This window comes from Ruegeria sp. ABF4_144, assembly GCF_056160045.1.
In genome coordinates, this window is sequence record NZ_JBSWWK010000001.1 from 1,882,281 (window position 1) to 1,907,107 (window position 24,827).

Consider the following 24,827-nt stretch of genomic DNA (forward strand, 5'->3'; position numbering starts at 1 on the left):
CGCTTTTTCCGTGTTGCATATATTGACCAACTTTCCTAACCGCGCACTATCGCTGTGCAATCAATTTGAGGATTTCTTCGAGTGCTAATTAACGAAAAAATGTTCCTGGCCAACTGCGATCCGGTGCGGCGGTTGTCAGTCAAAGAACTCGAGAAACGGTTCCTGTTAGGCGTCACTTTTACCGACGGGGTCATTGTGACCCCAAGCCTGTTATTGGACAACAAGGGTCTTGCGGCGGTTCTTGACCGAAAAAACCTTGTCAAATGGTACCGCGAAGAAGGCAATGGTGGCTTTGTCGTGCGCCTTCCCGGTGCTGCAGACTGCCACTCTATGCTTGAGTATTTTGACGCCCTCCCGCCCAACCATGTTCTGGCAGGCTACGACGGCAAGACCAAAGGGTCATTGTCCCGACCCCAGCTCATCGAATTGCGGAGAGACCTTGATGCGCTGGACAAGTCCATTCGGCAATTCGAGCCAACATTTGAAACGGTCGGGTTGGAGCGGCAATCTCTGAGCAACGGCATTCTCAAGCGTCCGGCTTTGACCGAATGGCTGGAAACTTCGGAAGAAAAGCGGGATAGCATCCAAGGGCTTTTGGAACGAAAAGACGAATTGGGGTCACGCTCGGAATGGTACGCGGCCGTGGATAGCCTGATGCCACAAGATGCGGTTCGCTTTAAAACCGAAGTGATCGACACGGCCTATCACGCTCTGTTCGTCGGGCAAGGCGAAGCCTTTGCCATGGACCGAATTCAGTTTCTGGACGGCATTCCAGCCCCGATTTTGGATACGACTGTAGCAATACGATCCCTGCGCAATGAATTCGAGTACATCGGATATGCGACAAAAGCATTTGAAATTGTGACATCTTTCGGATCAATCGAGTTGATGAAGTTGCTGACCGATGAAGCACTTGGATATCTGGAAGGCAAAGCCCAAGATAAAGGCATGAAATGGGCCACGCGGAAAAACTGGTTCGGGCTATACCCCAGACTAGCCAAAGCGATCGGAGTGGAACTGAGATGATCGTCTACCAAAACAACTGGTTTCGGGTCGTCGAAGACGGCTCCTATTTCTACGTCGATGAACCCTCTGCGCAAAACGGGGCCGCAATCGTGCCGTTGCTGTCCGATCAACTGGTGTTGTTGGAAATGCACCGCCCTGCGCAGCAGCTTGAGGCTACGCTAGAAATACCACGCGGATACGGCGAAAAATCCGAAACAGCTCTGGATTGCGCAATACGCGAACTGCGCGAGGAGACCGGGTATGATGTTGCCCCCGGTAAGTTGGAAAGGCTTGGATTCATTCGCCCAAACACCGGGCTGCTTACTTCCAGAGTGGCTGTATTCCTTGCGCATCTCACGGTCGATACCCCAGGAACAGCACGCGACAGCGAAGCGACCAATGTTGTGAAGATTCCGGTTCGCGAGCTAAAGACCAAGCTCTCACGGGGCGAAATCGAAGATGGCTTTACGCTATCTGCTCTATGCTTGCTGGCTGCCAGCGACAAGCTAGAGGTTCAGATTGCCCAAAGCCCCACCTAAGCGGGGCTTTGGGGGAATATCAGGCGTCTGACACGCCCGCCTCGGCAAACGTTGCCATGCCTGAATGGCAGGCCACCGCGCTTTTCAGAATGTTGATCGCCAGCGCCCCGCCCGAGCCCTCGCCCAAACGCAGGCCAAGGTTCAGCATTGGTTCTTTACCGAGTTTTTCCAGCACAGCACCATGCGCGCCTTCGGCGCTTTGGTGTCCGGCAACGGTGTGATCAAGTGCGCCTTCAGCAACATCCGCCAGACAGGCCGCTGCTGCCGAGCAGATGAAACCGTCCAGAATGACCGGAATGCGCAACACACGGGCCGCAGCGATGGCACCGGCCATCGCGGCAATCTCACGACCGCCGAGGCAGCGCAGAACATCCAGCCCGTCGCCCGCCCCTGCATGCAGGGCTACGCCCTCGGCCACAACACGGGTTTTATTGATCAACCCGGCGTCATCCACACCGGTGCCACGCCCAGTCCAATCAGCGGCGTCCCCGCCGAACAGGGTGCAAGCGATTGCGGCGGCCGGGGTGGTGTTCCCGATCCCCATCTCTCCGACAACCAGCAGGTCAGCCTTCGGATCAACAGCAGTCCAACCAGTACGCAGGGCCTGCAGCAGTTCGTCTTCGGACATGGCCGGGCCTGCGGTGAAGTCGGCGGTCGGCGTATCCAGATCCAGCGCGCGCACATCCATCGTGGCACCGGCAGCCTTGGCCAACTGGTTGATCGCTGCCCCGCCGTGTTCAAAGTTCATCACCATCTGAACGGTCACTTCCGGCGGAAAGGCTGATACGCCTTGCGCTGTGACGCCGTGGTTGCCTGCAAATACAATCACCTGAGGTGCCGAGATCTGCGGACGGGCATCCCTACGCCATCCTGCATACCAAATAGCCAAATCCTCAAGCCGCCCAAGCGCTCCCGGTGGTTTGGTCAGTTGTCCGTTGCGTTCAGCCGCCCCTTGCAGTGCGGCATCGTCCGATCCCGGCGCCTGTGTCAGGGCATCTCGGAGAGTTTTCAGATCATTAAGTTCAGGAAGCATCCAAAGCCTCGTTGCATCAGAGTGGTCCTGTGTGTTTAACCGAAGCGTCCAATCCAACAAGGCCCGGAAAGGCGCAGGAGTGCAAAAAAACGACAACGCCCTGATTTCTGCGCGGGATATCCCCCTGGCGCTGGTGTTACTGACACGTTTGCCGGTGCCACGCCTGCCCGAGCCAACCTTTGCGCGTCAGGCCGATTCCGCATGGGCTTTTCCCGTTGTTGGCTTGGTGGTTGGCCTGCTGGCTTGCACGGTTGGATGGGTCGCACTGACCTTGGGCCTGCCTGCTATGGTTGCGGCCGTACTACTCACCGTCACTCTGGTGGTTTCCACCGGTGCCATGCATGAAGATGGTCTAGCGGATACAGTGGACGGGCTCTGGGGTGGGTTCACACGGGAACGTCGCTTGGAAATCATGAAAGACAGCCATATTGGGGCCTATGGGGTCCTGTCGCTGATCTTTGTCCAATTGATGCGTGTCGCCCTGATTGCGACCTTGCTGACGGCCGGAGCCTACGGTGCCGTCCTCGCCGCCTGCATCCTGTCCCGCGCCTTCATGCCAGTCCTGATGAACGCCCTGCCCAACGCCCGCAATAGCGGTCTGAGCCATTCGGTCGGCGGCCCTCGTGGTGCAACAGTGACTGTGGGGTTTGCACTGGCCGCTGTCTGCGCAGTAATATTGATGGGATCAGGCGCCATCCTGCCCGTTATCGTTTCGGCACTGACTATCACGGTGTTCGCGCTGGTGGCAAAGGCCAAGATCGGCGGCCAGACCGGAGACATTCTGGGCGCAACGCAACAATTGGGCGAACTGGCCTTTCTGGCTACAGCCGCAGCGGCGCTCTAGGTCGTACCGCCAGTCTCGATCCTCAGCGTTGCACCGCAATGCTTGCAATGCACCGCGTCCGGGTCGTGGCGGTAGAGGCCACAGCTGGGGCATTTGTGCCGCACTTTCTGCGGCATGAAGATCGCCTGTGCCAATCGCACGAACAGCGCCACACCGACCACCATGATGAACACAGAAAACAGTTTGCCACCCGGGGTCGACAGGGTGATATCGCCAAACCCGGTCGTGGTCAGCGTCGCCATAGTGAAATAGAGCGCGTCAATATAAGCCGTCTGGCTGTTGTCGGGGATGAAGAACACCAAAACCGCCGTCGAGGTCGCGAACACGAACACCATCAGGTTGATCGCCGCGATTACGGCGTCTTCATGGGTCCGAAAAAACTGACTGTCGCGCCGCAGGTCACGCAACAGGTGGTAGGAATGGATCAGACGCAAGGCGCGCAAGATCCGCACGAAGGCCAGATTTCCGGGCAAGAACGGTTCAAGCAACAGCGAGGCGATCACAACAATATCGGCCAGAGTGTAGACCTTGCGCAGCAGTTTCCAGCGATCCTTTGCGATCCACAGTCGGGCGAGGAAATCCAGCAGGATCAGGAAGCCGACGCACAAGCTGGCGATAGTAATCCCCGGACCATGCGGGATGTTTGCCGTGGCCACGAAAAACACGATCGAAGCCGCATCGAACAGGATTAGACAATAGCGGAACCAGACCGAAACCGGCTCGTGCGCGACGTATAAAAACTTAACGGTTTGCTTTATCCCGGCCATGTATCCGCCTCTGGTTACAGGAAAATTAGCGGTAATCGCGGATTCCACCAAGACCAGAAACGAAAAAGGCCGCCCCTTACCGGAGCGGCCAAAAACTTAGTGCGAACAGCGATCAGGCCGCGCGCGAGGTCAGAACCTCATCCACCTGCTTGGCTGCAGAAACTTCGCCAGCTCCGGAAACGGCGGCCACTTCGCGGGTCAGACGCTCGAGCGCGGCTTCGTATAGCTGACGCTCGGAGTAGCTCTGCTCGCGCTGATCGTCGGTGCGGTGCAGGTCGCGGACAACCTCGGCAATCGAGATCAGATCGCCCGAGTTGATCTTTTGTTCGTATTCCTGCGCCCGGCGGGACCACATGGCGCGCTTGACCTTAGCCTTGCCCTTTAGGGTTTTCATCGCCTGGCTGATGACATCGGGCGAGCTGAGCGACCGCAGGCCGGACTCGGTAACCTTGTTGGTCGGCACCCGCAGAGTCATCTTATCTTTTTCAAAGGAGATGACGAACAGCTCGAGCGAATATCCTGCGACTTCCTGTTCTTCGATCGAGATGATCTGGCCCACGCCATGCGCAGGGTAAACAACATAGTCGTTCGGGCGGAACTCAAGCTTTTTCGACTTAGACATACAGGTTCATCCTTAGTTTTAGAGCGAGACACGGGACAACAAAAACACCCAAGCCGGAGCCTTTTCGGCCCCGTCAAGCGGCTGGTTTGTCATTAAATCAGAACTCCAAAGCAGTCATACTTACGGAGTACATCCCCATCTCATTCAACATTCAGCTTTCGATTATATCACAAAATTACGACACCTGAAAGGTCACGCCCTCGTTCGGACGTGAAACCTTATATTTTTCAAGGCGATGCAATCTGTTTCTATACCTGAACGAACAAGTTCAGAGAGCGAATCGCTTAGCCACCTTCGCCGGGCGCTTCCGAGAAGTACTTCTCCATCTTGCCCTCTTCACCGTCGCGTTCTTCGGCCTCGGGCAGCGGATCTTTCTTGGTCACGATCACAGGCCATTGTTCCGAGTATTTCCGGTTAAACTCGACCCATTGGTCCATGCCTGGCTCGGTGTCGGGACGAATGGCATCGGCGGGGCATTCGGGCTCACACACGCCGCAGTCAATGCACTCGTCGGGGTGAATGACCAGCGTGTTCTCACCTTCATAGAAACAGTCCACCGGGCATACCTCGACACAGTCGGTGTATTTGCAGGCGATGCAGTTTTCAGTGACAACGTAGGTCATGGTCGGATTCCCGTTTGCGGTTTGGGCGATTAGCTAATCCAGTATTGCACTGTCTTCAAGGGAGGATCAGCCCTTAGAGGTGCGAGAAAGATCAAGCGCGCGCCGATCCTTCTTGGTCGGACGACCCTTTCCCTCAAATCCCGGATTTTTGGGCGTGGCGTCCTGTTTTTCCGTCATATCAAAGTACAACGTCTGCGCCTCGGGTGCCGGACCACGGCGTTCACCGAGCTTTTCGACCCGAACCACCCGCACGATACGACCTTGTGGAAAGGTCAGAACGTCTCCGGGCCCTACGGCCTGCGCCGGTTTCAGGACCCGGTTTCCATTCAGACGGACGTGGCCGCCGCTGACCTGTTTGGCGGCCAGGCTGCGGGTCTTGAAGAACCGCGCCTGCCACAACCATTTGTCGATCCGCAGCTTGGCCTCGGCCATTGGCGTTTAGTTACCGTCCTTCAAACCCATCAGCGCTGCTGCGAACGGGTTATCGGGATCGATAGCCTTTTCTTTCTTGGGCGGGCGGGACGAGAAGGATTTGGCACCTTGCGGCTTGCCACCCTTTTTGCCCTGCGGCTTACCACGACCGTCCTGAGGCTTGCCGCGCGGTTTGCCTTTACCCTGCCCTTGCCGTTGTTCACGGCGCGGACCACGGTTGGCCTGGCGCTGACGTCCCCAGGTGAAGGTGTAGAACACTTCAACCTCGGGCTCTTCCGATGCCGGAGCCTCGGCTGCCGCCTCGGTGCTTTCGGTGGCCTCGGCTGACGACTCGACAGGCGCGACGACCTCTTCGGTTACCGCCTCAGGTGCAGGGGTTTCTTCAGTAGATGGTTGCTCGGTCGCTTCGACGGTGGGTTGCTCTACCGGGGCAGGTTTCACCTTTTCACGCTCACCGCGTTCGGCGTTGTAACCCAGTCCCTTCATCAGGTCGGCGAACTGTTCCAGCGTCATTCCGGTGATCGACAGCATGTCTGGCTTTGCTTCGAACCCGCCACGGCTATCTTCGGCGCGTAGCATATCGGCAAGGCGTTCCAGCATATCGATCCGGATCGAGCGGTCGCCCGCATCGCGGTAGCCGCACATGGTGTCATAGCCCTGCGGCGCGTCCTTTGCGACCGGTACAGTGACCAAGCCCGGAGGCGGCGCTTCGGGGAATTCCTGCAAGCCGTTGGCCAGCGCCCATAGAACCAGACGCAGGCGCGTCGGCGCGGGTTTCAGCAGAAGCGGCATGAAGATTGTGAACTGGCCAAAACGAATGCCGTGCTTGCGCAGCGCGCCGCGGGCGTCCTGATCCAGATCTTTCACATCTTGCGCGACACCGGCGCGGGGCAGCACGCCCAACGCTTCGACCATGCGGAAGGCGAACCCTTTGGCGAGGCCAGACAGTTCTTCGTCGCGCGACAGATTCAGCAGCGGTTCGAACAGCGCAGCGACCTTGCGGTCGATGAAGTGCTGCAGACGGCGCTGCACTTTCTGTTCGACATCCGGCCCTGCGGCCTCATCCACAAAAACCTCGACCATCGGCTTGAGTGGCTCTGCCCCGGCAACCAGTTTGCCGACGGCATATTCGCCCCACATCAGGCCACCCTGATCAGTGAAATCAATTTCGGTATCGGGCGCGTTGTAGAAGCGATCGGCACGCAGATGGAATTGCGGCGCGAGTGCTTGCAGGGACGCCGATTTCAAAGCTTTCGCCTCGGTTCCTTGCGCGCTTTTGTCCGGACTAAACCGGAACCCTTCCAAACGACCGACGAATTCGCCTTCGACGGTCACTTCACCCTTGTCATTTACTTCGGCCAAAAGGGCCTCCTTCTGTTTGAGCCGGCGCAGCAACACAGATGTGCGCCGGTCCACAAATCTTTGCGTCAGTCGGTCATGTAATGCGTCCGACAGCCTGTCTTCTACAGTGCGCGTTTCGTCACGCCAATGTGATTCGTCACGCACCCAACCGTTTCGCTGCGCAACATATGTCCAAGTACGAATATATGCCAACCTTTTGGAGAGTGCGTCAATATCGCCATCCGTGCGGTCGATACGTCGGATTTGCCGCGCCATAAAGTCATCCGGGATCGAGCCGCGCTCGTGCAGATGGCCATAGATCACTTCGAGCAGGCTGGCGTGTTCGGCATGGCTGATACCACGAAAATCGGGGATTCGGCACACATCCCACAGCAAACGGATGGATTGAGGATCGCTGGCGCGGGCTGCGACCTCGGTCACTTGCGACAGTGATTTCAGCACGTTCAGGTCGTCTGCTGGGCGCGCTTTGATCAGATGCTCGTCGTTTGGGCTGATCTCAAGCGAATTGATCAGCGCATCCACCGAGCCAAATCGCAGGGCAGCATTTCGCCAGTTCAGCTTTTTCATTGGCGTGAACCGGCTGTCCATGATGGCCTGCGCCACACCTTCGTCCAGCGGCGGGGCCTCTCCGGTTACACCGAAGGTGCCGTCAGACATGCCGCGCCCGGCGCGACCGGCGATCTGAGCCAGTTCGTTGGGGGCCAGAGGACGCATCCGACGACCGTCGAATTTGGTCAGCGAGGAAAAGGCGACGTGGTCGACATCCAAGTTCAATCCCATGCCGATGGCGTCTGTGGCGACCAGATAGTCGACCTCGCCATTCTGATAGAGGTCAACTTGCGCGTTCCGAGTACGCGGGCTGAGCGCGCCCATGACCACGGCCGCTCCGCCCTTTTGACGGCGCAATAACTCGGCGATGGCATAGACGCTGTCGACCGAAAACCCGACAATGGCGCTGCGCGGGGGCATCCGGCTGATCTTTTTCGAACCAGCGTAGACGAGCTGCGACATGCGTTCGCGGCGCACGAACTGAACCTCAGGCACCAGTGCCGCAATTGGGCCGCGCATGGTGTCAGAGCCCAAAAACAACGTCTCATTGGTGCCACGAGCGCGCAGCAGCCGATCTGTGAAAACGTGACCGCGTTCGGGATCGGCGCAGAGCTGGATCTCGTCAATGGCCACGAAATCCGCGCCCATACCCTCGGGCATCGCCTCGACCGTGCAGACCCAATACTGGGTGCGCGGCGGTACAATCCGCTCTTCACCCGTGACCAAAGCTACAACGGACGGGCCGCGAATGGCGACGATCTTGTCATAGACCTCGCGCGCCAGCAGACGCAGCGGCAGACCGATCACACCGGTCCGGTACCCCAGCATCCGCTCGATCGCGTAATGAGTTTTACCTGTGTTTGTCGGGCCAAGTACGGCCACGATTCGGGATGACCCACTCACCTTTGCCCCCTGCCCCGGTTCTTTAGAGGGCCGAGCCCTCGACCTGAGGCTTCAGTCGATTCACCGCATTGGTTACTTCTTCATGATGAGGATGTATAGCCAGCGCGCGTTCATAGGCGTCCAGCGCTTTGTCGGGCTGTTCGATAATCTCAAAGATCAGGCCCAACCCAAAGATCGCCTCGTAGTTATTTGGGTTCAGCGTCAGCGCGTATTCCAGATCGGCTGCGGCCATGCCAAAGCGGTCCATTCCGAAAAACGCCGAGGCCCGCATGTGCCATCCTTCGGCAAAGCCGGGCGCGTGATCGGTAAGCGCGGTCAGATGTTCGATGGCGGCCAGCGGATCGCCGTCTTCAAGCGCTTCGCGCCCGCGCTCTAACAACAAGTCAGCCGAGGCTGACCCGGATTGCGCCCATAGCGCCTTGAGCTGACGATCCAGCCCAACCGCCTGTTCGGGCGTGGCCTCCGCCAGTTGCTGCAGCAAGGCGGCCTCATCCCTCAGGTCCGCCTGTTGCGCTACGGAACTGGTGGAAAACATGACCGTGACAAAAAATGCCGCAACGGTACCTTTGAGATTGTTTATTGCAATGCCCATAACAATGTTCAGTGTAGCGTTGCGACCGGGGATGTCCATTCACGGCGCACAAACAATATGAGGAACACCATGAGCGAAACACTAGAAAAAGCCGCGGCCGCGCTGAACGAAAAACTGACCGGCGGCGACTTCGACGCTTCGGCCAAGTTTGCTATTGCCGATCTGGGCGCTATCGTTCTGGACGCAAACGGCGCCCGCGTCAGCGACGACGAAGCAGACGTCACCCTGAGCGCGGATGTAGATACGTTTGAACAAATCCTCAGCGGCGACCTGAACCCCACCGGTGCGTTCATGTCCGGCAAGCTGAGCGTTGACGGTGACATGGGTGTTGCCATGAAACTTGCTTCGGTGCTGGCCTGATGCAGTTCTCGCCGGCCCCTTTCTATGAAGACGTGGCCGGCGGCCCTGCCGGTGGTGCCGCCCATTGGGTAACAACCGCGGACGGTATCCGTATCCGCGTGGGGCACTGGCGCCCCGAAGGCAAGGCAAACGGCACGGTGATGATATTCCCGGGCCGTACGGAATATATAGAGAAATACGGCGATTCCGCCGCTGAATTCACTGAGCGCGGCTTTGCCTGTCTAGCCGTCGATTGGCGCGGTCAGGGCTTGGCGGATCGTCTGCTAGACGACCCGCGTGTCGGGCATGTCGAACAGTTCATCGACTATCAACACGATGTGCAAGCCACGCTGGATCTGGCGGCCGAACTGGACCTGCCGAAACCATGGTACGTGATCGGCCACTCGATGGGCGGCGCGATTGGCTTGCGCGCGGTTCTGGAACGCGACTGTTTTGCCGCTTGCGCATATACCGGCCCGATGTGGGGCATCTTTTTCACGCCGATCATGAAGCCGCTCAGCCGGTTGACCGCCTATTGGGGCCCGCGGATTGGGCTGGGGGAAAAGACCCCGCCGACCACGTCGCTTGAAAGTTACGTTGCCTCGCAACCCTTTGACGGCAATGTGCTGACACGTGATCCGGCGATGTTCCAGATGATGAAAGATCAATTGACGGCGTATCCCGAACTGGCCCTCGGCGCGCCATCCACAATCTGGCTGCGCGAAGCGCTGGACGAATGCGCCTGGTTGATGGAGCAGACCGCCCCCGCGACGCCCGCCCTGACCTTCCTTGGAAGCCACGAGCAAATCGTTGATCGCAAGGCGATCCGCGCGCGGATGGCGAACTGGCCCAATGGCACGCTTGTCGAAATCCAGGATGGCGAACACGAAGTGCTGATGGAGCCGCCCGAAGTGCGCGGGCCAGTCTATGATCAACTAGCAGCGCACTTTTTGGCCACCCAGTCGGACGCGACACCCGCACCTGCGCTTTCAAACCAATAAAATCCTCGTGCAAAGGCGGCTTGTGATCCGGGCCGCCCACGCCTAGATGTTTGCGAAAGCAGATATTCCGAGGTGATCCATGCGCGACCTTCCATTTCCAGTCCGTGACGCAAACGCAGCCGGAGGAACCGGCGATCTTGGCAACCTGCCGGAATGGGATCTGACCGATCTGTACAGCTCGGAAGACGCGCCGGAATTGTCGCGCGACCTGGCCTGGCTTGAGGGCGAATGTGCCTCTTTTGCGGCAGACTACGAAGGTAAGCTGGCCGATTTGGACGCCGAAGGCCTGTTGACCTGCGTGCAGCGCAACGAAAAGATCAACGCGATTGCCGGTCGCATCATGTCTTTCGCCGGTCTACGCTATTACCAACTGACCACGGATGCCGAACGCGCCAAGTTCCTGTCGGACATGCAGGAAAAGATCACCATCTTCACCACGCCGCTGGTGTTCTTCACACTGGAAATCAACCGCATCGACGATGACGCGCTGAAAGCGCATTTCGACGCCAATGCCGATCTGGCGAGGTATGAACCGGTCTTCCGCCGCATCCGTGCGATGAAACCCTATCAGCTGTCAGACGAGCTGGAAAAGTTCTTGCACGATCTGGGCGTTGTCGGCGACGCTTGGGAGCGCCTGTTCGACGAAACGATCGCCGGTCTGACCTTTACCGTTGATGGCGAAGAGCTGAACATCGAAGGCACGCTGAACCTGTTGACCGAACAGGACCGTTCCAAGCGCGAAGCCGCCTCGCGCGAGTTAGCAGCCGTGTTTCAGGACAACATCAAAACCTTCGCCCGCGTGCACAACACGCAGGCCAAAGAAAAGGAAATCGTCGACCGCTGGCGCAACATGCCAACTGCGCAAACCGGTCGGCACCTGTCAAACGATGTCGAGCCCGAAGTGGTCGAAGCCCTGCGCGAGGCCGTCGTGGCCGCCTACCCCAAGCTGAGCCACCGCTATTATGAACTAAAGCGCAAATGGCTGGGGCTGGATGTGATGCAGGTCTGGGACCGCAACGCCCCCCTGCCGATGGAAGACTCTCGCATCGTTGGATGGGATGAGGCTGAGAAGACGGTAATGGATGCCTATAACGCCTTTGATCCCCGCATGGGTGAGATCGCGGCCCCGTTCTTCTCAAAGGGCTGGATCGACGCGGCGGTGAAGCCCGGCAAAGCTCCGGGTGCCTTTGCGCATCCAACCGTGACCGATGTGCATCCTTATGTGATGCTCAACTATCTGGGCAAACCGCGCGATGTGATGACTCTGGCGCATGAGCTGGGCCACGGCGTGCATCAGGTCCTGGCCGCGGATCAGGGTGAGATGCTGTCCTCGACCCCGCTGACACTGGCCGAGACTGCATCCGTTTTTGGTGAGATGCTGACCTTCCGCAAAATGCTCGACCAGGCTGAAACCCCTGAGCAACGCAAGGTTCTGCTGGCCGGTAAGGTCGAGGACATGATCAACACGGTCGTGCGCCAGATCGCCTTCTACGACTTTGAATGCAAACTCCACGCGGCACGCCGCGAAGGTGAGCTGACCCCGGACGACATCAACGCCCTGTGGATGAGCGTTCAGGCCGAAAGCCTTGGGCCCGCATTCGAATTCATGGAGGGGTACGAGACCTTCTGGGCCTATATCCCGCACTTCGTGCACTCGCCCTTCTACGTCTACGCCTATGCGTTTGGCGACGGCTTGGTGAACGCGCTGTATTCGGTATACGCAAGCGGATCGGACGGGTTCGAGGACAAGTATTTCGAGATGCTGCGCGCTGGTGGATCGAAGCACCACAAGGAATTGCTGGCCCCGTTCGGACTGGACGCAAGCGATCCCAAGTTCTGGGACAAGGGCCTCTCGATGATCTCGGGCTTCATCGACGAACTGGAAGCGATGGAAGACTGATCACTTCTGGCTTTTGGTCGTCAGAAACACGGCGGCCACGATCAACACAGCCCCTAGGGCTGCAATCGGTGTGATTGCGGCCCCAAGGAACAAGGCCGAGTTGATGAAAGTGAAGACGACAGACGCGGCAAACATCAATGTCGCGGTCAGCGTTGAAACTCGCGCGGCGGCCTCATACCAAAGGTAGTAGGCCAGTGCGGTTGGAAGCATTCCCAGCAGCAGCAGGAACACCACGTCATTGACCGTTGGCACCTGCAGCGTAAACACGGCCAACGGCAACAACAGCACGCCTGAGCACGTGAAGATGCCGAACAGGAAATTCAGCCGTTCTGCGGTTGTTTCCGAACTGCGCATCGCGCGGCTGCTTGAGATCAGGAACACCGCCCAGCTAAGCCCAGCCCCGATTTCCAGAAGATCTCCAAACAAGGGCTCTCCGCCACCCTGAAAATCCATGTAAACGGTCAGGAATACGCCCAGAATGGCCAAACCAGTTGCCAGAACATCGGTGCGTGTGACGGGCGTGTCCGCGAAGAAATACAGAAAAACCAGAACAAAGAACGGTGCGGTGTTTTCCAACACCATCGCATTCGCGGCACCGGTGTGTTCTAGGCCTATATGGAACAGAATGTAATTGACTACAGTCGACAGAACGGCCAGCCGAAAGTTCCAGTCGCTCAGTCGGATCGACACGGAAACCCGCATCACCCGCAGCATGCAATAGATCGCTAGTGCCGCGATAAACAGGCGCGTGACGGCGATCTGCAACCCGCCCAAATCGCTGGTCAAATAACGGACAATGACACTATGCGTGCCCCACAGAAATGCGGCGAGAAACCCAAGAACCAGACCATTTTGGAAAAGGTTGGTTTTGGGCATCCTTTCGCCCTTCTTACTTCAACTGACTGTCTTTAGAGCCGCGTCGGTTAATACCGGCACGGGCTTTGAAGGCTCCGTCACGCTCTTGCTGGCAGTCGAGGCACAGTTTGACGCCCGGCAAAACCAGCCGCCGTTTTTCGGGGATCGGCTCTTCACACTCGGCGCAATGGGTCAGGCTTTCCCCCACAGGGCGCTTTTGCGCCTGCATGCGGGCCAGTTCATCCGAAATGGATGCCTCAATCTGTTCACTCACTGCGCCGTCGCGCGACCATCCGCCGGCCATGGGCCTCCCTCCTGATCAGGTGCCCGCCAGAATAGCCCGGCTGCGCAGGACGTGGCAAGTCAGAGGGGTACAGCGTTTTCCAGAACCCGATCAATCATTTCCTGCGTCCCGCGCGAGAACTCCAACGGGCACGGATACTCTGCCCCTTCACGCACCGATCGGCAGAACGCCTCGACCTGCAGCTTGTAATGATCGTCACCGGGGAACCGCGTGACCTGAACCTCAAGCCCCGGGCGGTGCAATTCCACTCGTGCTTCACCGAAAACTCTGGCGTTGAACGGCGCTGTCAGGCGGATCACACCACCTTCGCCATGGAACACCATCTCTTGATGCGGATGCATGCGAATCGAGACATAACTTGAGTAAGTAAAGTCCGGAAATTGCGCGCGGATCTCTGTGAAAGTGTCGATCCCATCCTGCCACCTGATCGCGGACTCGACCTGCACCGGCTCCTGCCCCGTCGCGAACCGCGCGCTGCCGATCACATAGACACCGATGTCGCGCAGCCCGCCACCCCCGGTTTCTGCACGGTTGCGGATGTTCGCGGTATCCGCGCGGTTGTCGAAACTGAATGCACCGGTCACATGCGCCAGCTTACCGATGGCCCCGTCTGCAATCAGCTTTCGCACCAACTGCCACTGCGGATGGTGCACGATCATATAGGCCTCGGCCGCCAGAAGGCCGGTCTCATCCCGTTTTTCGATCAACGGTGCAAACTCGGCGCCGGTCATGGCAATGGGCTTTTCGCACAGCACATGCTTGCCCGCATCCAGTGCCTTGAGGGTCCATTCCACATGCAGGTGATTGGGCAGCGGGATGTAAACGGCTTCGATATCAGGGTCGGCCAGCAAAGCCTCGTAGCTGTCGTAAACAGTCAGATCATGGCAAAAAGCCTTAAACGGTTCGGCCTTCACCGCGCTGGAGGTGGCCAGCCCCGCCAGACGCGCGCCGTTGGCTGCGTTGATAGCAGGCGCCATGTGTTGGCGCGCGAAATTTGCAGCACCCAGAACACCCCATTGAACCGGTTTTTGCATGTGTTCCTCCGTCATGCGTGATTAAGCCCGAATCTGAAAGTTATCGCTAACAGGGCTGTCCTGGCCCTTCTATCAACCCCCCGACGTTAAGTCAGGCTTTTATCTGCACGGAACCACCGTAATCTGCCCGCAACAGTTTAAGGGGAGTGAGGATGAAGAGAGTTTTCAAATGGATCGGCGGCCTGCTTTTGCTTGCAGTGATCGTCGGCGCTGTGGTGTTTTTTGGGTTTCTGCCGTCCTACATCGAAGCCAAACGCAACAGCGTGATCGATCACGCCCCATTTGAAGTATCTGGGGATGCCGAAGCCCTGCACGAAACTCTGATTGTTGGCGACCTGCACGCAGACCCGCTGTTGTGGAGCCGAGATCTTACCGAACGCGGCACTCGTGGTCAGGTTGATATACCCCGCCTGGTCGAAGGCAACGTCGCCCTCCAAGTCTTTACCGCCGTGACCAAATCCCCTGCCGGGCAGAACTATGAGGCCAACTCGGCCGAGGCGTTCGACAACATCACTCTTCTGGCGATCGGGCAGCTTTGGCCCCTGCGCACGTGGGACAGTTTGAAAGAGCGCGCAATCTATCAGGCCGAAAAGCTTCACCAGTTCGAGGCCGCCTCGGACGGGCAGTTGAAGGTCGTTAAATCTCGGGCCGATCTGGACGAAGTGATGGCCGCGCGTGCCGCCGGTCAACCGGTTGTCGGAGGCATTCTGGGCATCGAAGGTGCACATGCGTTAGAGGGCGACCTGAGCAATCTGGACACCTTGTTCGACGCCGGACACCGCGTCTTTGGCCTGCACCACTTTTTCGACAACGAACTGGGCGGATCATTACATGGGTTTGGTGACGCCGGCCTGACCGAGTTCGGCCGTCAGGTCGTAACCGAATTGGCGCAGCGCCCCGTCGTCATCGACCTTGCCCATTCCAGCCCGCAGGTTGCTAAAGAGGTGATCGCGATGACCGACGTCCCCCTCATCGTTAGTCATGGCGGGTTGCACGGGTTTTGCCCGGTCAAACGCAACTTCCCGGACGATCTGATGCAGGACATCGCCGCAACGGGCGGCGTGATCGGCATGGGATACTGGGCGGATGTGACCTGCGGAGACATTTCCCCGACAGGTATTGCCAAGATGATCAGGGCCGCGATTGGCACCGTGGGCGAGGATCACGTGTCCTTGGGGTCGGACTATGACGGATCGGTCGAGACGGCATTTGACACCTCGGAACTAGCCGCTTTGACATCGGCCTTGCTGGCACAGGGCCTAACCGAAATGCAGGTTCGCAAGGTGATGGGCGAGAACATGGTGCGCGTTTTTAGGCAACAATTGAACTAAGCGAATTTACCGCCGTAACCATATGATACCAAAATTGGATTTAGCGATGGAAACAGTGGGCATACCTACCGTTTCAAATTGCGACATCCGAATTTCGTGATCCGTTTTCCGGCTCTCTCCGTACCAAAAGTATCGTCGACATTAGGATGGGGTCTTGCGGGCCCTTCTCCGGTCAAAGGCGGCAACCAGGGTGGGAGATTAACCGAAATGCCAGAAATGACAGACGAACCAACGATCACAGAACGCGTTATTCAAATCAGCGGAGCTCCGGGAACATTCGACAGTGACGGTGGGGATTTTGATATCCTCCGAGAAGCCGTCATCGCGGCAGGTCTGGCCGAGACGCTGGACAGCGACGCAGTCGATCTGACCGTGTTTGCACCAACCGACGCGGCCTTCGTGGCCTTGGCGCAGGCTTTGGGCTATGGCGGGTCGGATGAGGCCGGGTCGCTTGGGTACATTGTGAAAGCACTCACTCTGTTGGGCGGAGGCGATCCCCTGCCCTTGCTGACCAATATCCTGCAGTACCACGTCGTGGACGGATCGTTCACCAAGGATGCCGTCGTCAGCTTGGGGGACGGTGCCCAGATAGAAACCTTGTTGGGAACGAGTTTGGAGCTGAACTTACTGAGTTCCCCGCCAAGTCTGGAAGACGCGGATCCCGGCATTGCTGATCCGGGTCTGATCGCCTTTGACGTCGAGGCGTCCAACGGGATTATCCATGTGCTTGACGGAGTGCTGCTCCCGGTTTCGGTGACCGGAATTCTGGGGCAGAAGAACACGGATTTCATAATTGGTGACGACTCAGATGAGTTTCACTTTACCGGCCGCGGACAAGACTTCGTGCATGGCGGCGGCGGCAATGATTTCATCGTCGCAGGGCGCGGCGATGACGTTGCCCTGGGCGGCACGGGGCATGACGTCATATTCGGCGGCCGCGGCAAGGACATCGTGCGCGGCGACGAAGGCGACGACTCCATCTTTGGCGGTCGTGGTAAGGATCTGATCGATGGCGGTGCCGGCGACGACTTTCTTGTCGGTGGGCGCGGTCACGACACGTTCTTCTTCGACGATGGTGACGGAGCGGACCTCATCCTCGACTTCAAAGTCGGCAAGGACAAGATCGACCTCAGCGAGTATGACGGCATCCACAGCTTTGAGGACGTCCAGGACCACATCTCGGGCGGGTTCTACAGCACGACCATCGACCTGGAGAACGGCGACAGCATAGACCTGCTTGGCGTTCGGGCCGGGCAGCTGTCCGAAAGCGACTTTATATTCGCCTAACAAAAAAGCCCGCCGTTACAGGCGGGCTTTCTTTGCTTGGGCCGGTATTAGACCGTGCCCAGCATTCCTTTTTCACGCGCCAGTTCACGCATCTTCTTCTGCAGCTTTTCGAAAGCGCGGACTTCGATCTGACGAATGCGCTCGCGGCTGACATTGTACTGCGTGCTCAGTTCTTCCAGCGTGACGGGCTGATCCATAAGACGACGTTGGGTCAAGATGTCCTTTTCCCGGTCATTCAGCACGTCCAGAGCGGCCGACAACAACTCGCGCCGCGCGTCCAGTTCGTCGCGCGCCTCATAGTCGCCAGCCTGATCGGCATCTTCATCCTCAAGCCAGTCCTGCCATTGCATCGTACCTTCGCCCTCGGACCCAACGGTCGCGTTCAGCGAGGCATCGCCACCGGACATCCGGCGGTTCATGCTGATGACTTCCTCTTCGGTCACGCCAAGGTCATTGGCGATCTGCGCGACGTTCTCAGGACGCAGGTCACCCTCTTCCAGCGCACCGATGCGGGCCTTAGCCTTGCGCAGGTTGAAGAACAGCTTTTTCTGCGCCGAAGTCGTGCCAAGTTTCACCAAAGACCACGACCGCAGGATGTATTCCTGAATCGAGGCGCGGATCCACCACATCGCATAGGTCGCCAGACGGAAACCCTTTTCCGGGTCGAACCGTTTGACGGCTTGCATCAAGCCCACGTTGGCCTCGGAAATCACTTCAGCCTGCGGCAGGCCGTAACCGCGATAACCCATAGCGATCTTGGCCGCCAACCGCAGATGCGATGTGACCATTTTATGAGCCGATTCAGTGTCTTGCTCTTCCACCCAACGCTTGGCGAGCATGTACTCTTCTTCCGGTTCCAGTAGCGGGAACTTGCGAATTTCCTGCATATAGCGGTTCAGACCGCCTTCCGGCGTCGGCGCGGGGAGATTTGCGTAATTTGCCATGTTTCATGTCCCTCCGACAAATGTTTAAGTCGTTAACATGGATATGGGATGCCACCCCAATCCGTTCAAGAGGTACCGTTAACAGTTTGGAATTAACGAACGATAAAGGAAACCTAAGAAAATGTTATTCACGTAACTTTGCGTATTATGTCAGCGGCGCGCGAAGCTGATCAATGAGTTTCTGCATATCTTCCGGCAACTCGGCCTCAAAACGCAGGTTTTCACCGGTTACAGGGTGTTCAAAGCCCAAAACAGCAGCGTGAAGCGCTTGCCGTGGAAATGCGCGCACGGCGTCAGAGCTTACGGCGCTGAACGCTTTGGCCGCCAATTTGCGTTTGCCGCCGTAAACCGGATCGCCCACCAGACCATGCCCGGCATGGGCCATGTGGACACGTATCTGGTGCGTTCGGCCGGTTTCCAGCCAGCACTCGATCAGCGCCAGCCCTGCCGGATTGCCGAATGTCTCAACAAGCCGCGCGCGCGTGACAGCGTGACGCCCACCATGGAACAACACCGCTTGTCTTTGCCGATCGGTCTTGTGGCGGGCCAGCTGAGTGGTCAGACGCATGATATTTCCGGGTTCAAAGCTGACGCCCTTAACTCCTCGCAGACGCGGGTCATTCGCATCAGGCACGCCGTAACAGATGGCGCGATAGTAGCGCTCGACCGTGTGTGCCTCGAACTGAGCGGCCAGCCCGTGATGCGCTGCGTCCGATTTCGCGACAACCAGAAGGCCGCTGGTTTCCTTGTCGATGCGATGCACGATGCCTGGCCGTTTCACACCACCAACGCCGGACAGGTCATCGCCACAATGATGCAGCAACGCGTTTACCAGCGTTCCGTTCGGCGAGCCCGGTGCGGGATGCACCACCATACCCGCCGGTTTGTTGATGACGATCAGGTCGGCATCCTCAAACACAACCTCCAACGGGATGTTTTCGGGACCGATATGGCTGTCTTCGGCCTCGGCCATGGTGATCGACACCGATGCGCCCTCGGCAACTTTGGCCTTTGGATCGCGTGCCTCGGTCCCGTCGATCAACACGGCACCTTCATCGATCAGCTTTGCCAATCGCGTGCGCGACAGGTTTTCCTCGGCTGGCACATCGCGCGAAAGCGCCTTATCAAGGCGTGGCGGCGGATCGGCCGCGATCTGAAATTCAATTTGACGGGTGCCCATGACTGTCCCTTCCGAACCCCAAGAACCGCAGGAAACACCACAGCTTCGCCTGCTGCGGAGAATGGTCATGCTATTGACCGCGGTGATGATTGGCGGGGTTCTAGTGACATTCGCACTGATTGTCATCCGGCTATCGGACAGAACCCCCACCCTGCCCGATCAGGTCGAGTTGCCCGACGGCGCGAAAGCACAAGCCGTGACTATCGGCAACAACTGGTATGCGGTGGTGACCGATGACAACCGCATCCTGATTTTTGACAAGACAACCGGTCGCCAGCGTCAGGAAATCACCGTCGAGCCCTGACGCTCAGCCCTCCAGCGCCATGCGAAATACGATCTCTGATGCGCGACGTAAGGCGTCGTACTCCTGGGGCGTGTCACGGCGAAATTTCTGGTCGTCTTCGCTGAGCTCAACCGGATCAAACAACCGGGTCCGATCAGGGAAGAACTCCTGCTGGAACGCAACGTCGTGGCTGGCGACGAACTCGTCCAGCCAAGCGCGTTCCTGCGGTTCCAACACATCATACCGCCGGATCATCACCGGATCATCCACTACGCGCCGCCGCAGACGGCGGCTTGCCTTACGGCCCAGCGCCCGGGACACGATGCCAAACGCCTCACTCGCAGCACGCGACTGCGACTGGTTCGATGGCCGGTCGACCACCCCGCCATCGGGTAAAGAAACACCGATCCGCGACATGAAGTCATCCACCACATGCCCCTGTGCCATCTGCGAGCGATCATACAGGATCGGTAAAACTGTGACCCCAGGAAAAGCCTGCCGAATTCGATCCAACCTCGCCGAGAAACTGTATACGTCGGGATCAGCCTTGATCCTGTCCAGCAACTTGTGGACGTAGTCAGTCGCGCTTCCGCCGAAACGGCCGTTCTTGGCGCGCTGTTTGTAATCGGCCTCGAGAAAATCGGAATACCTGCGGCAATAGTAGGTAATCCGCACCTCGCGCGACGGGATTTCTGCAAAGACCTGCGCCAGCTTGCTCAGGTCACAGGTATAGAACATTTCGGACGATACCAGACAGGTTTGATCTCGGTGCGCCTCGTATTCGACAGCCATAGCCTCGCGGAACGAATCCATCGGCTGATTGGTCTGGTTCATGTGAAAGGCAATGATGTTGTGGCTGATCGCAAGACGGCCCTGACCTTCCTGGCGCCGCCGACCGGTTTCCATATAGTGCAGACCCGCATCGGCAAGCAGTTTCTTGTTCTGCTGCACAAATCCCTGAAGCGCAGTCGTGCCGGTCTTGGGCATACCCAAATGCAGCCAGAGCATCAGATGCCTCCTGTTTCAGAATTGATCCAGCTCATTCGCTTTGACCAGCCGCAAAATCTGCCGTCATCCTTTGCATCAGCTCTTGCATCTCGGGTTGTTCGCGCAGCTCCGCGATCTTTTGCCTGTGCAGATCGCAGGACATATGGTGCAACCGGGCTGTTTCGGGGTCTGACAGCAATTCGTAGAATTGCTCGCGCTTGTAGTCGAGGATGGCGTCGATCGAGCTGTCTTCCTCGGCGTTGTGGTTCATCATGTCCCAATATTCCATGCCAAGGCTTTCCCCTGTATGGTGGGCCCGCCCGCGCAGCTTCTTGACCAGATAGCTTTCGCAGGACTTCAGCGCATAATGGTTGATCTGCACCAGATCATAGCCAATGGAATCCCGCGCGGAACGCCAGCTGCCAGTAAAGTACCGATCCGGCATCAACTGACCCGATCCGTTGTACCAATGACACTCTTCCATAGACTCGACATTAGGTCGTTTCGGCCGGTGAACGCCGAGTGTGTCCCAAAGCTCGCGCCGAAACATCGTTTTGAACCCCCAGGCCTGCGGCGGGCGATGTTTTTGCTGTTGAGCCGCACGGCGGAATTGATCCGACAGGAACCGATCCTCGTAACGAACAACACCTGCATTCCCGAACAGTCGCCACGTCATCGAGATCATTTTGGCATCCGGCACAGCATCAGTCAGCGCCTTCAGGGTATTGTCCCCGGTTTTGACGTTAATATGCTCGTCGGCATCGATAACAAGCACCCAGTCTTGGGGCCGCGCGATCTCCATCTTCAGGAATTTTCTATAGGCCCGTTTCTGCGGATTGCTCTGGCGGCGTGAGTTATTGTCGACATGGGTCAGAATGCCCCTTTCGTCCAGCCTCTGCAGCAGTGCATCAGTCCCATCGGTACAGTCATTGGTCAGCACAACAATCCGATCGACACCGACCGCGCGACAATGGGCCACCCACTCCAGCACAAAGGGGCCCTCGTTCTTCATCGGGGTCACGCTGACATATCGGGGATCGTGGTCAGACACTTACTCGCCTCGTGTTATACCGCTTATTGAACCTGCACTCGACATACTGCGGCTTTCGCTCGGACCACAGCCTAGGCCTACTGAGGGCAACAGCCAAGAGCAATCCGGCATCGTTCTGAAAACCTGCGCCATTCTCATCGGGTGCGCGCCAGCTGGTTTGCAAAACGCTTGAACGGCGGAAACAAATCATGCGCTTTTTGCAGGTAAGTCCGTGCCTTGCCCTTGTTGCCGCGCCGCAATTGAATTTGTCCGGCTTCGCCCTGAATAACCGCTGAGTCGTCATCAAGTTCAGCTGCTTGAATGATCTGGTTTTGGCCTTGGTCGACGGCGTCATTCCTTTCCAGAAACTTCCCCATTGCGAAGACCAGAAACGGGTTTCCGGGATCACAGGCCAAGGCTTCGGCCAGCGTCATCCTTGCGCGTGCCAAATCACCATCCGCTTCATAAAGCGACGACAACCTTTTGTGGTAAAGCGGGTTTTCCGGCCAGCCCGATGTGGTTTTCCGTGTCTCATCGATGGCTTGCGGCAGGTTTGTGGCGCCCAGGTGCCAGTCCAGCAAAGCCCTGCCTGACAGAATACCCGGATCGTCAGCGTTTACGCCTTCGAGGTTGTCAAACCCTTCTGCCAACCTCTCCAAGCGGGCGCGATCGTCAAGAATCCTACGAGCTTTTTGATCCAGGGCCAGATCGGACCAATCCAATAAGACAAAGTCAAAATTGCAGGGCTGCCTGACCAGCACCTTGTGCTGCACCAGATATAGATTGTTAAAGGGCGGAAAGCGCCGCCGCCGAAGCTGTCTTTGCACCTGCCAGTCCGTCGGTGGGAACAGCCGGGCGGAAATCTGATCGCGGTACAACATTCGGGAGGCCAGCACCGCAACGTCGGGACGCAAAGGTTTACCCCAGAATGCCCGCGCCAAATATCGGCTGGCCGACCACCTCTTCTTTTGCGCCCCCAGCGTGGCCGCGCGCAATGCCAGCAATGCAGCATAGTCTTCGGACCACAGGTTCTTGTTGTCCAACCCGGTCGCGGCAAGCTTTTCGCACTCTTTCCACTTTGAAAGGTAGAAACAGTTTATGGCCTGCAGAAGCGGCATGAACGCATTGTCCGCACCTGCCTCCAAAATCGGCCGGGCCAAATCGTAGGCAGTTTCTATTTCATCGCGCGCGCTTAGATACTGCGCGGCCTTGGAATAGATATGTGCCGCCTCAGACGGGTTCAGAAAGGCAGCTGGGCCTTGGGCAACGCGGTCGACTACGCGATGATTTGCTATAGAGATTTCGTCTTCTGCCAAAACATCCTTGAACACCAGACGTTGCCGCCCCGATATCCGGGCAGCGGCCATTGAAAACGCCGATATATAGGGCGCCACCACCTGCTCGGCCCGCGACATCGTATAAAGTTCCAGAAAATCGCGCTGTGCCCGAGGCATGCCAGAAACATCCGCGATATCCGACATCCGCAACAAGTTAGGGAAACGTTTCTGGAACCGGGTGATCAACTCGGACTGATCGGAAAACATGATGGCCGTTTGCCCGGCGGCTTTCTCCAGATGCGCCTCGTACAGTTCTTCCGGTTCGATTTTTGCGGGCCAGGTCGTGTGCTTCCAGGGCAATCCGTTTAGAATGTCCCCACGTCGAATGTGATATGCCGACACACCCTGCCCAGACAGTTTCTCGTCCGCGCATGCCATGATGGCTCGGATTTCATCCGTAAAGCCGATCTGATGAATGAAGTCCTTGTATCGCGGGCGAATCGCCTCGATATCTTCCCACTGGAAGGCCAGCACCTCGAACCCTTCTTCGACCAGAACCGAGCGACCCGCGTCGAGATGTGCAATCAGTCGATCCGGAGTCTTATCGCCTTGAAAATTCCAGATCGGCAGCGCCTTTTTGGAGAGCCGGTCAAATTCCTTGGCGCCGAGAAAACGGGCATCCATCCAGTCCTCCGCGAACAACTCCTGCGGTTTATCCAGCTCTGGCGCGTCAGATCCTTGCGGGAACCAATTCACTTTGTAGGAGGTGCCGAAGTCCTCGGCCAGTCGAATGCAGGTCAGCATCATCAGAAGGCGCGCGCCCATGCGATCCTTGCGCTGTCCGATAAACACCCCTTTTTTAGGCATCATTGCGAGCTTTCGGCCAAAGCCGCACGTCGCAGAGCCCGGAACTTTTGGCGGGCTTTCCGGACCAGGTGCGGGTGACGCTCACCGGCCTGCGCCTCAATGGCGCGCATGACCATGGGCAGACGGCGACGGGCGCGCATCATCCGGTAGAAGTCATTTTCCGTCAGCGATCCGTCCATCGCCTTCAGCATCACTGGCTTGAGGATATCTAGCTTGCGCAGCATCGGCGCAGCGAAGTGGTTCGAAAACCACGTCTTGAGCAAAAGGACGTTGTCCCCCTGCAACCGTGTGACCTGCCGCCGGTCGAGGTCAAAAAACGGGTCGTAGAACACATAGGCCCTGCCCGCCTTTTTCACCGTTTGCGCCGCATCGCTCAAAGGCAGGTCCCAGTCCTGAACCTGACCAAAGCGATACCGGGTTTCCCAGGGCACCTGACGTTCATCCAACGTGGTTTGCGGATTGAACGCAACCACATTTGAACCGGGGACCAGTTCGGAAAAGGTTAACGCCCCAAACCCGCCCATCGACGCACCGGCAAAGACAACCCGTTCGAATTTATCGAAATAACCTTCGGCCGCAAGGTTCTGAAAATACGAGATGATCTCGGGGTCGCGATACCACGCTTTGGTGCGTGCAAAGACGCCCATATGCGACCACCCCTCGTCACGGAAGAACTTCCAACCCCAGGGCTCGCGTGCAAAAGACAGGTCATTGGCGTTTGCGATATTGTCAAAGCTGACAACCAGTTGCGAGGTCGAGCGTTGGTGGAACAGCACCGAATGGCGTTCAAGTTTTTGCAAGAAACCAGTTCCGTCTCCGCCCGGATAGAGCTCTACAAACCACGGTGGCGCTGGATCGGTCAAAATACGTTCGTACCCCGTCTTGCGGTCGGGGTGTTCAGGTTTCAACTGCTCTTTGGAAAGGTCGTCTTCCATGA

At 57.8% G+C, this 24,827-nt stretch carries 25 protein-coding genes; 9 read left to right on the forward strand and 16 right to left on the reverse strand.

Annotated features, from left to right (window positions below; all coding sequences use genetic code 11):
* Window positions 1-99 precede the first annotated feature (99 nt).
* Together ACXAGD_RS09495 and ACXAGD_RS09500 are read left to right on the forward strand one after the other, a co-directional pair.
* Window positions 100-1,026 carry a hypothetical protein gene (locus ACXAGD_RS09495; protein ID WP_475210015.1) on the forward strand — a complete coding sequence of 309 codons (927 nt, stop codon included), beginning with the start codon at window positions 100-102 and terminating at the stop codon, window positions 1,024-1,026.
* Entirely contained in the window at window positions 1,023-1,544 is a 522-nt protein-coding gene (locus ACXAGD_RS09500; protein WP_475210017.1) for an NUDIX hydrolase, read from the forward strand. The genes ACXAGD_RS09495 and ACXAGD_RS09500 overlap by 4 nt, the downstream gene beginning before the upstream one ends.
* Window positions 1,545-1,563: 19 nt before the next feature.
* On the opposite strand, the gene cobT is transcribed toward ACXAGD_RS09500, so the two are convergent.
* Complete coding sequence (cobT, locus tag ACXAGD_RS09505; RefSeq protein WP_475210019.1) at window positions 1,564-2,577, reverse strand: nicotinate-nucleotide--dimethylbenzimidazole phosphoribosyltransferase; 1,014 nt, start codon at window positions 2,575-2,577, stop codon at window positions 1,564-1,566.
* Between the two features lie 79 nt (window positions 2,578-2,656).
* Between cobT and cobS the strand changes: the two genes are divergently transcribed.
* Window positions 2,657-3,421: an adenosylcobinamide-GDP ribazoletransferase gene (gene cobS, locus ACXAGD_RS09510; RefSeq protein ID WP_475210020.1), complete on the forward strand. Its 765-nt coding sequence runs from the start codon at window positions 2,657-2,659 to the stop codon at window positions 3,419-3,421.
* On the opposite strand, the gene ACXAGD_RS09515 is transcribed toward cobS, so the two are convergent.
* From ACXAGD_RS09515 to ACXAGD_RS09540, 6 genes are all read right to left on the reverse strand, one after another.
* Window positions 3,418-4,188 (reverse strand): ion channel, encoded by a 771-nt coding sequence (locus ACXAGD_RS09515; RefSeq protein WP_475210022.1) that lies wholly within the window; start codon window positions 4,186-4,188, stop codon window positions 3,418-3,420. The genes cobS and ACXAGD_RS09515 overlap by 4 nt on opposite strands.
* A 112-nt stretch (window positions 4,189-4,300) precedes the next feature.
* Window positions 4,301-4,810, reverse strand: coding sequence for a CarD family transcriptional regulator (locus ACXAGD_RS09520; RefSeq protein ID WP_170381457.1), 510 nt, complete (start codon window positions 4,808-4,810; stop codon window positions 4,301-4,303).
* Between the two features lie 284 nt (window positions 4,811-5,094).
* Window positions 5,095-5,433 (reverse strand): ferredoxin FdxA, encoded by a 339-nt coding sequence (fdxA, locus tag ACXAGD_RS09525; RefSeq protein WP_170324594.1) that lies wholly within the window; start codon window positions 5,431-5,433, stop codon window positions 5,095-5,097.
* 66 nt (window positions 5,434-5,499) lie between these two features.
* The gene (locus ACXAGD_RS09530) at window positions 5,500-5,865 is read right to left on the reverse strand and encodes an RNA-binding S4 domain-containing protein (protein ID WP_475210025.1); all 366 of its coding nucleotides are present in this window, start codon (window positions 5,863-5,865) and stop codon (window positions 5,500-5,502) included.
* Between the two features lie 6 nt (window positions 5,866-5,871).
* Complete coding sequence (locus tag ACXAGD_RS09535; protein WP_475210027.1) at window positions 5,872-8,679, reverse strand: helicase-related protein; 2,808 nt, start codon at window positions 8,677-8,679, stop codon at window positions 5,872-5,874.
* 22 nt (window positions 8,680-8,701) lie between these two features.
* Window positions 8,702-9,310: a tetratricopeptide repeat protein gene (locus ACXAGD_RS09540; protein ID WP_475210030.1), complete on the reverse strand. Its 609-nt coding sequence runs from the start codon at window positions 9,308-9,310 to the stop codon at window positions 8,702-8,704.
* Between the two features lie 30 nt (window positions 9,311-9,340).
* Here ACXAGD_RS09540 and ACXAGD_RS09545 point away from each other — a divergent pair, with 30 nt between their 5' ends.
* From ACXAGD_RS09545 to ACXAGD_RS09555, 3 genes are all read left to right on the forward strand, one after another.
* Window positions 9,341-9,631: an SCP2 sterol-binding domain-containing protein gene (locus tag ACXAGD_RS09545; RefSeq protein ID WP_475210032.1), complete on the forward strand. Its 291-nt coding sequence runs from the start codon at window positions 9,341-9,343 to the stop codon at window positions 9,629-9,631.
* Entirely contained in the window at window positions 9,631-10,611 is a 981-nt protein-coding gene (locus tag ACXAGD_RS09550; protein ID WP_475210034.1) for an alpha/beta hydrolase, read from the forward strand. The genes ACXAGD_RS09545 and ACXAGD_RS09550 overlap by 1 nt, the downstream gene beginning before the upstream one ends.
* 79 nt (window positions 10,612-10,690) lie before the next feature.
* Window positions 10,691-12,511: a M3 family oligoendopeptidase gene (locus ACXAGD_RS09555; protein ID WP_475210037.1), complete on the forward strand. Its 1,821-nt coding sequence runs from the start codon at window positions 10,691-10,693 to the stop codon at window positions 12,509-12,511.
* Here the strand turns inward: ACXAGD_RS09555 and ACXAGD_RS09560 are convergent, their stop codons facing one another.
* The 3 genes from ACXAGD_RS09560 to ACXAGD_RS09570 are packed head-to-tail and all read right to left on the reverse strand — an operon-like array spanning window position 12,512 to window position 14,704.
* A complete protein-coding gene (locus tag ACXAGD_RS09560; RefSeq protein WP_475210039.1) occupies window positions 12,512-13,387 on the reverse strand; it encodes a DMT family transporter in 876 nt (291 codons plus the stop codon). It lies immediately after the preceding gene.
* Window positions 13,388-13,400: 13 nt separating this feature from the next.
* Window positions 13,401-13,670: a DksA/TraR family C4-type zinc finger protein gene (locus tag ACXAGD_RS09565; RefSeq protein ID WP_475210040.1), complete on the reverse strand. Its 270-nt coding sequence runs from the start codon at window positions 13,668-13,670 to the stop codon at window positions 13,401-13,403.
* Window positions 13,671-13,729: 59 nt separating this feature from the next.
* Window positions 13,730-14,704, reverse strand: a complete 975-nt coding sequence (locus tag ACXAGD_RS09570) for a Gfo/Idh/MocA family protein (RefSeq protein ID WP_475210041.1) — start codon at window positions 14,702-14,704, stop codon at window positions 13,730-13,732.
* Between the two features lie 152 nt (window positions 14,705-14,856).
* Between ACXAGD_RS09570 and ACXAGD_RS09575 the strand changes: the two genes are divergently transcribed.
* Together ACXAGD_RS09575 and ACXAGD_RS09580 are read left to right on the forward strand one after the other, a co-directional pair.
* The gene (locus ACXAGD_RS09575; protein ID WP_475210043.1) at window positions 14,857-16,035 is read left to right on the forward strand and encodes a dipeptidase; all 1,179 of its coding nucleotides are present in this window, start codon (window positions 14,857-14,859) and stop codon (window positions 16,033-16,035) included.
* Between the two features lie 216 nt (window positions 16,036-16,251).
* On the forward strand, window positions 16,252-17,322 hold the full coding sequence (locus ACXAGD_RS09580) for a fasciclin domain-containing protein (RefSeq protein WP_475210045.1): 1,071 nt from the start codon (window positions 16,252-16,254) through the stop codon (window positions 17,320-17,322).
* Window positions 17,323-17,369: 47 nt separating this feature from the next.
* Here ACXAGD_RS09580 and rpoH read toward each other — a convergent pair whose 3' ends face one another.
* Together rpoH and ACXAGD_RS09590 are read right to left on the reverse strand one after the other, a co-directional pair.
* Window positions 17,370-18,266, reverse strand: a complete 897-nt coding sequence (gene rpoH, locus ACXAGD_RS09585; protein WP_475210049.1) for an RNA polymerase sigma factor RpoH — start codon at window positions 18,264-18,266, stop codon at window positions 17,370-17,372.
* A 145-nt stretch (window positions 18,267-18,411) separates the two neighbouring features.
* Complete coding sequence (locus ACXAGD_RS09590) at window positions 18,412-19,446, reverse strand: RluA family pseudouridine synthase (RefSeq protein WP_475210050.1); 1,035 nt, start codon at window positions 19,444-19,446, stop codon at window positions 18,412-18,414.
* Here ACXAGD_RS09590 and ACXAGD_RS09595 point away from each other — a divergent pair.
* On the forward strand, window positions 19,445-19,750 hold the full coding sequence (locus ACXAGD_RS09595) for a DUF6476 family protein (protein WP_475210051.1): 306 nt from the start codon (window positions 19,445-19,447) through the stop codon (window positions 19,748-19,750). The genes ACXAGD_RS09590 and ACXAGD_RS09595 overlap by 2 nt on opposite strands.
* 3 nt (window positions 19,751-19,753) lie before the next feature.
* On the opposite strand, the gene ACXAGD_RS09600 is transcribed toward ACXAGD_RS09595, so the two are convergent.
* The 4 genes from ACXAGD_RS09600 to ACXAGD_RS09615 all read right to left on the reverse strand — a co-directional run bounded on the left by ACXAGD_RS09600 (window position 19,754) and on the right by ACXAGD_RS09615 (window position 24,825).
* Window positions 19,754-20,737: a hypothetical protein gene (locus tag ACXAGD_RS09600; protein ID WP_475210052.1), complete on the reverse strand. Its 984-nt coding sequence runs from the start codon at window positions 20,735-20,737 to the stop codon at window positions 19,754-19,756.
* A gap of 31 nt (window positions 20,738-20,768) precedes the next feature.
* Complete coding sequence (locus ACXAGD_RS09605) at window positions 20,769-21,767, reverse strand: glycosyltransferase family 2 protein (RefSeq protein ID WP_475210053.1); 999 nt, start codon at window positions 21,765-21,767, stop codon at window positions 20,769-20,771.
* A gap of 134 nt (window positions 21,768-21,901) precedes the next feature.
* Window positions 21,902-23,893 carry a tetratricopeptide repeat protein gene (locus ACXAGD_RS09610; RefSeq protein WP_475210055.1) on the reverse strand — a complete coding sequence of 664 codons (1,992 nt, stop codon included), beginning with the start codon at window positions 23,891-23,893 and terminating at the stop codon, window positions 21,902-21,904.
* The gene (locus ACXAGD_RS09615; RefSeq protein WP_475210056.1) at window positions 23,890-24,825 is read right to left on the reverse strand and encodes a hypothetical protein; all 936 of its coding nucleotides are present in this window, start codon (window positions 24,823-24,825) and stop codon (window positions 23,890-23,892) included. The genes ACXAGD_RS09610 and ACXAGD_RS09615 overlap by 4 nt, the downstream gene beginning before the upstream one ends.
* Between the last annotated feature and the right edge of the window lie 2 nt (window positions 24,826-24,827).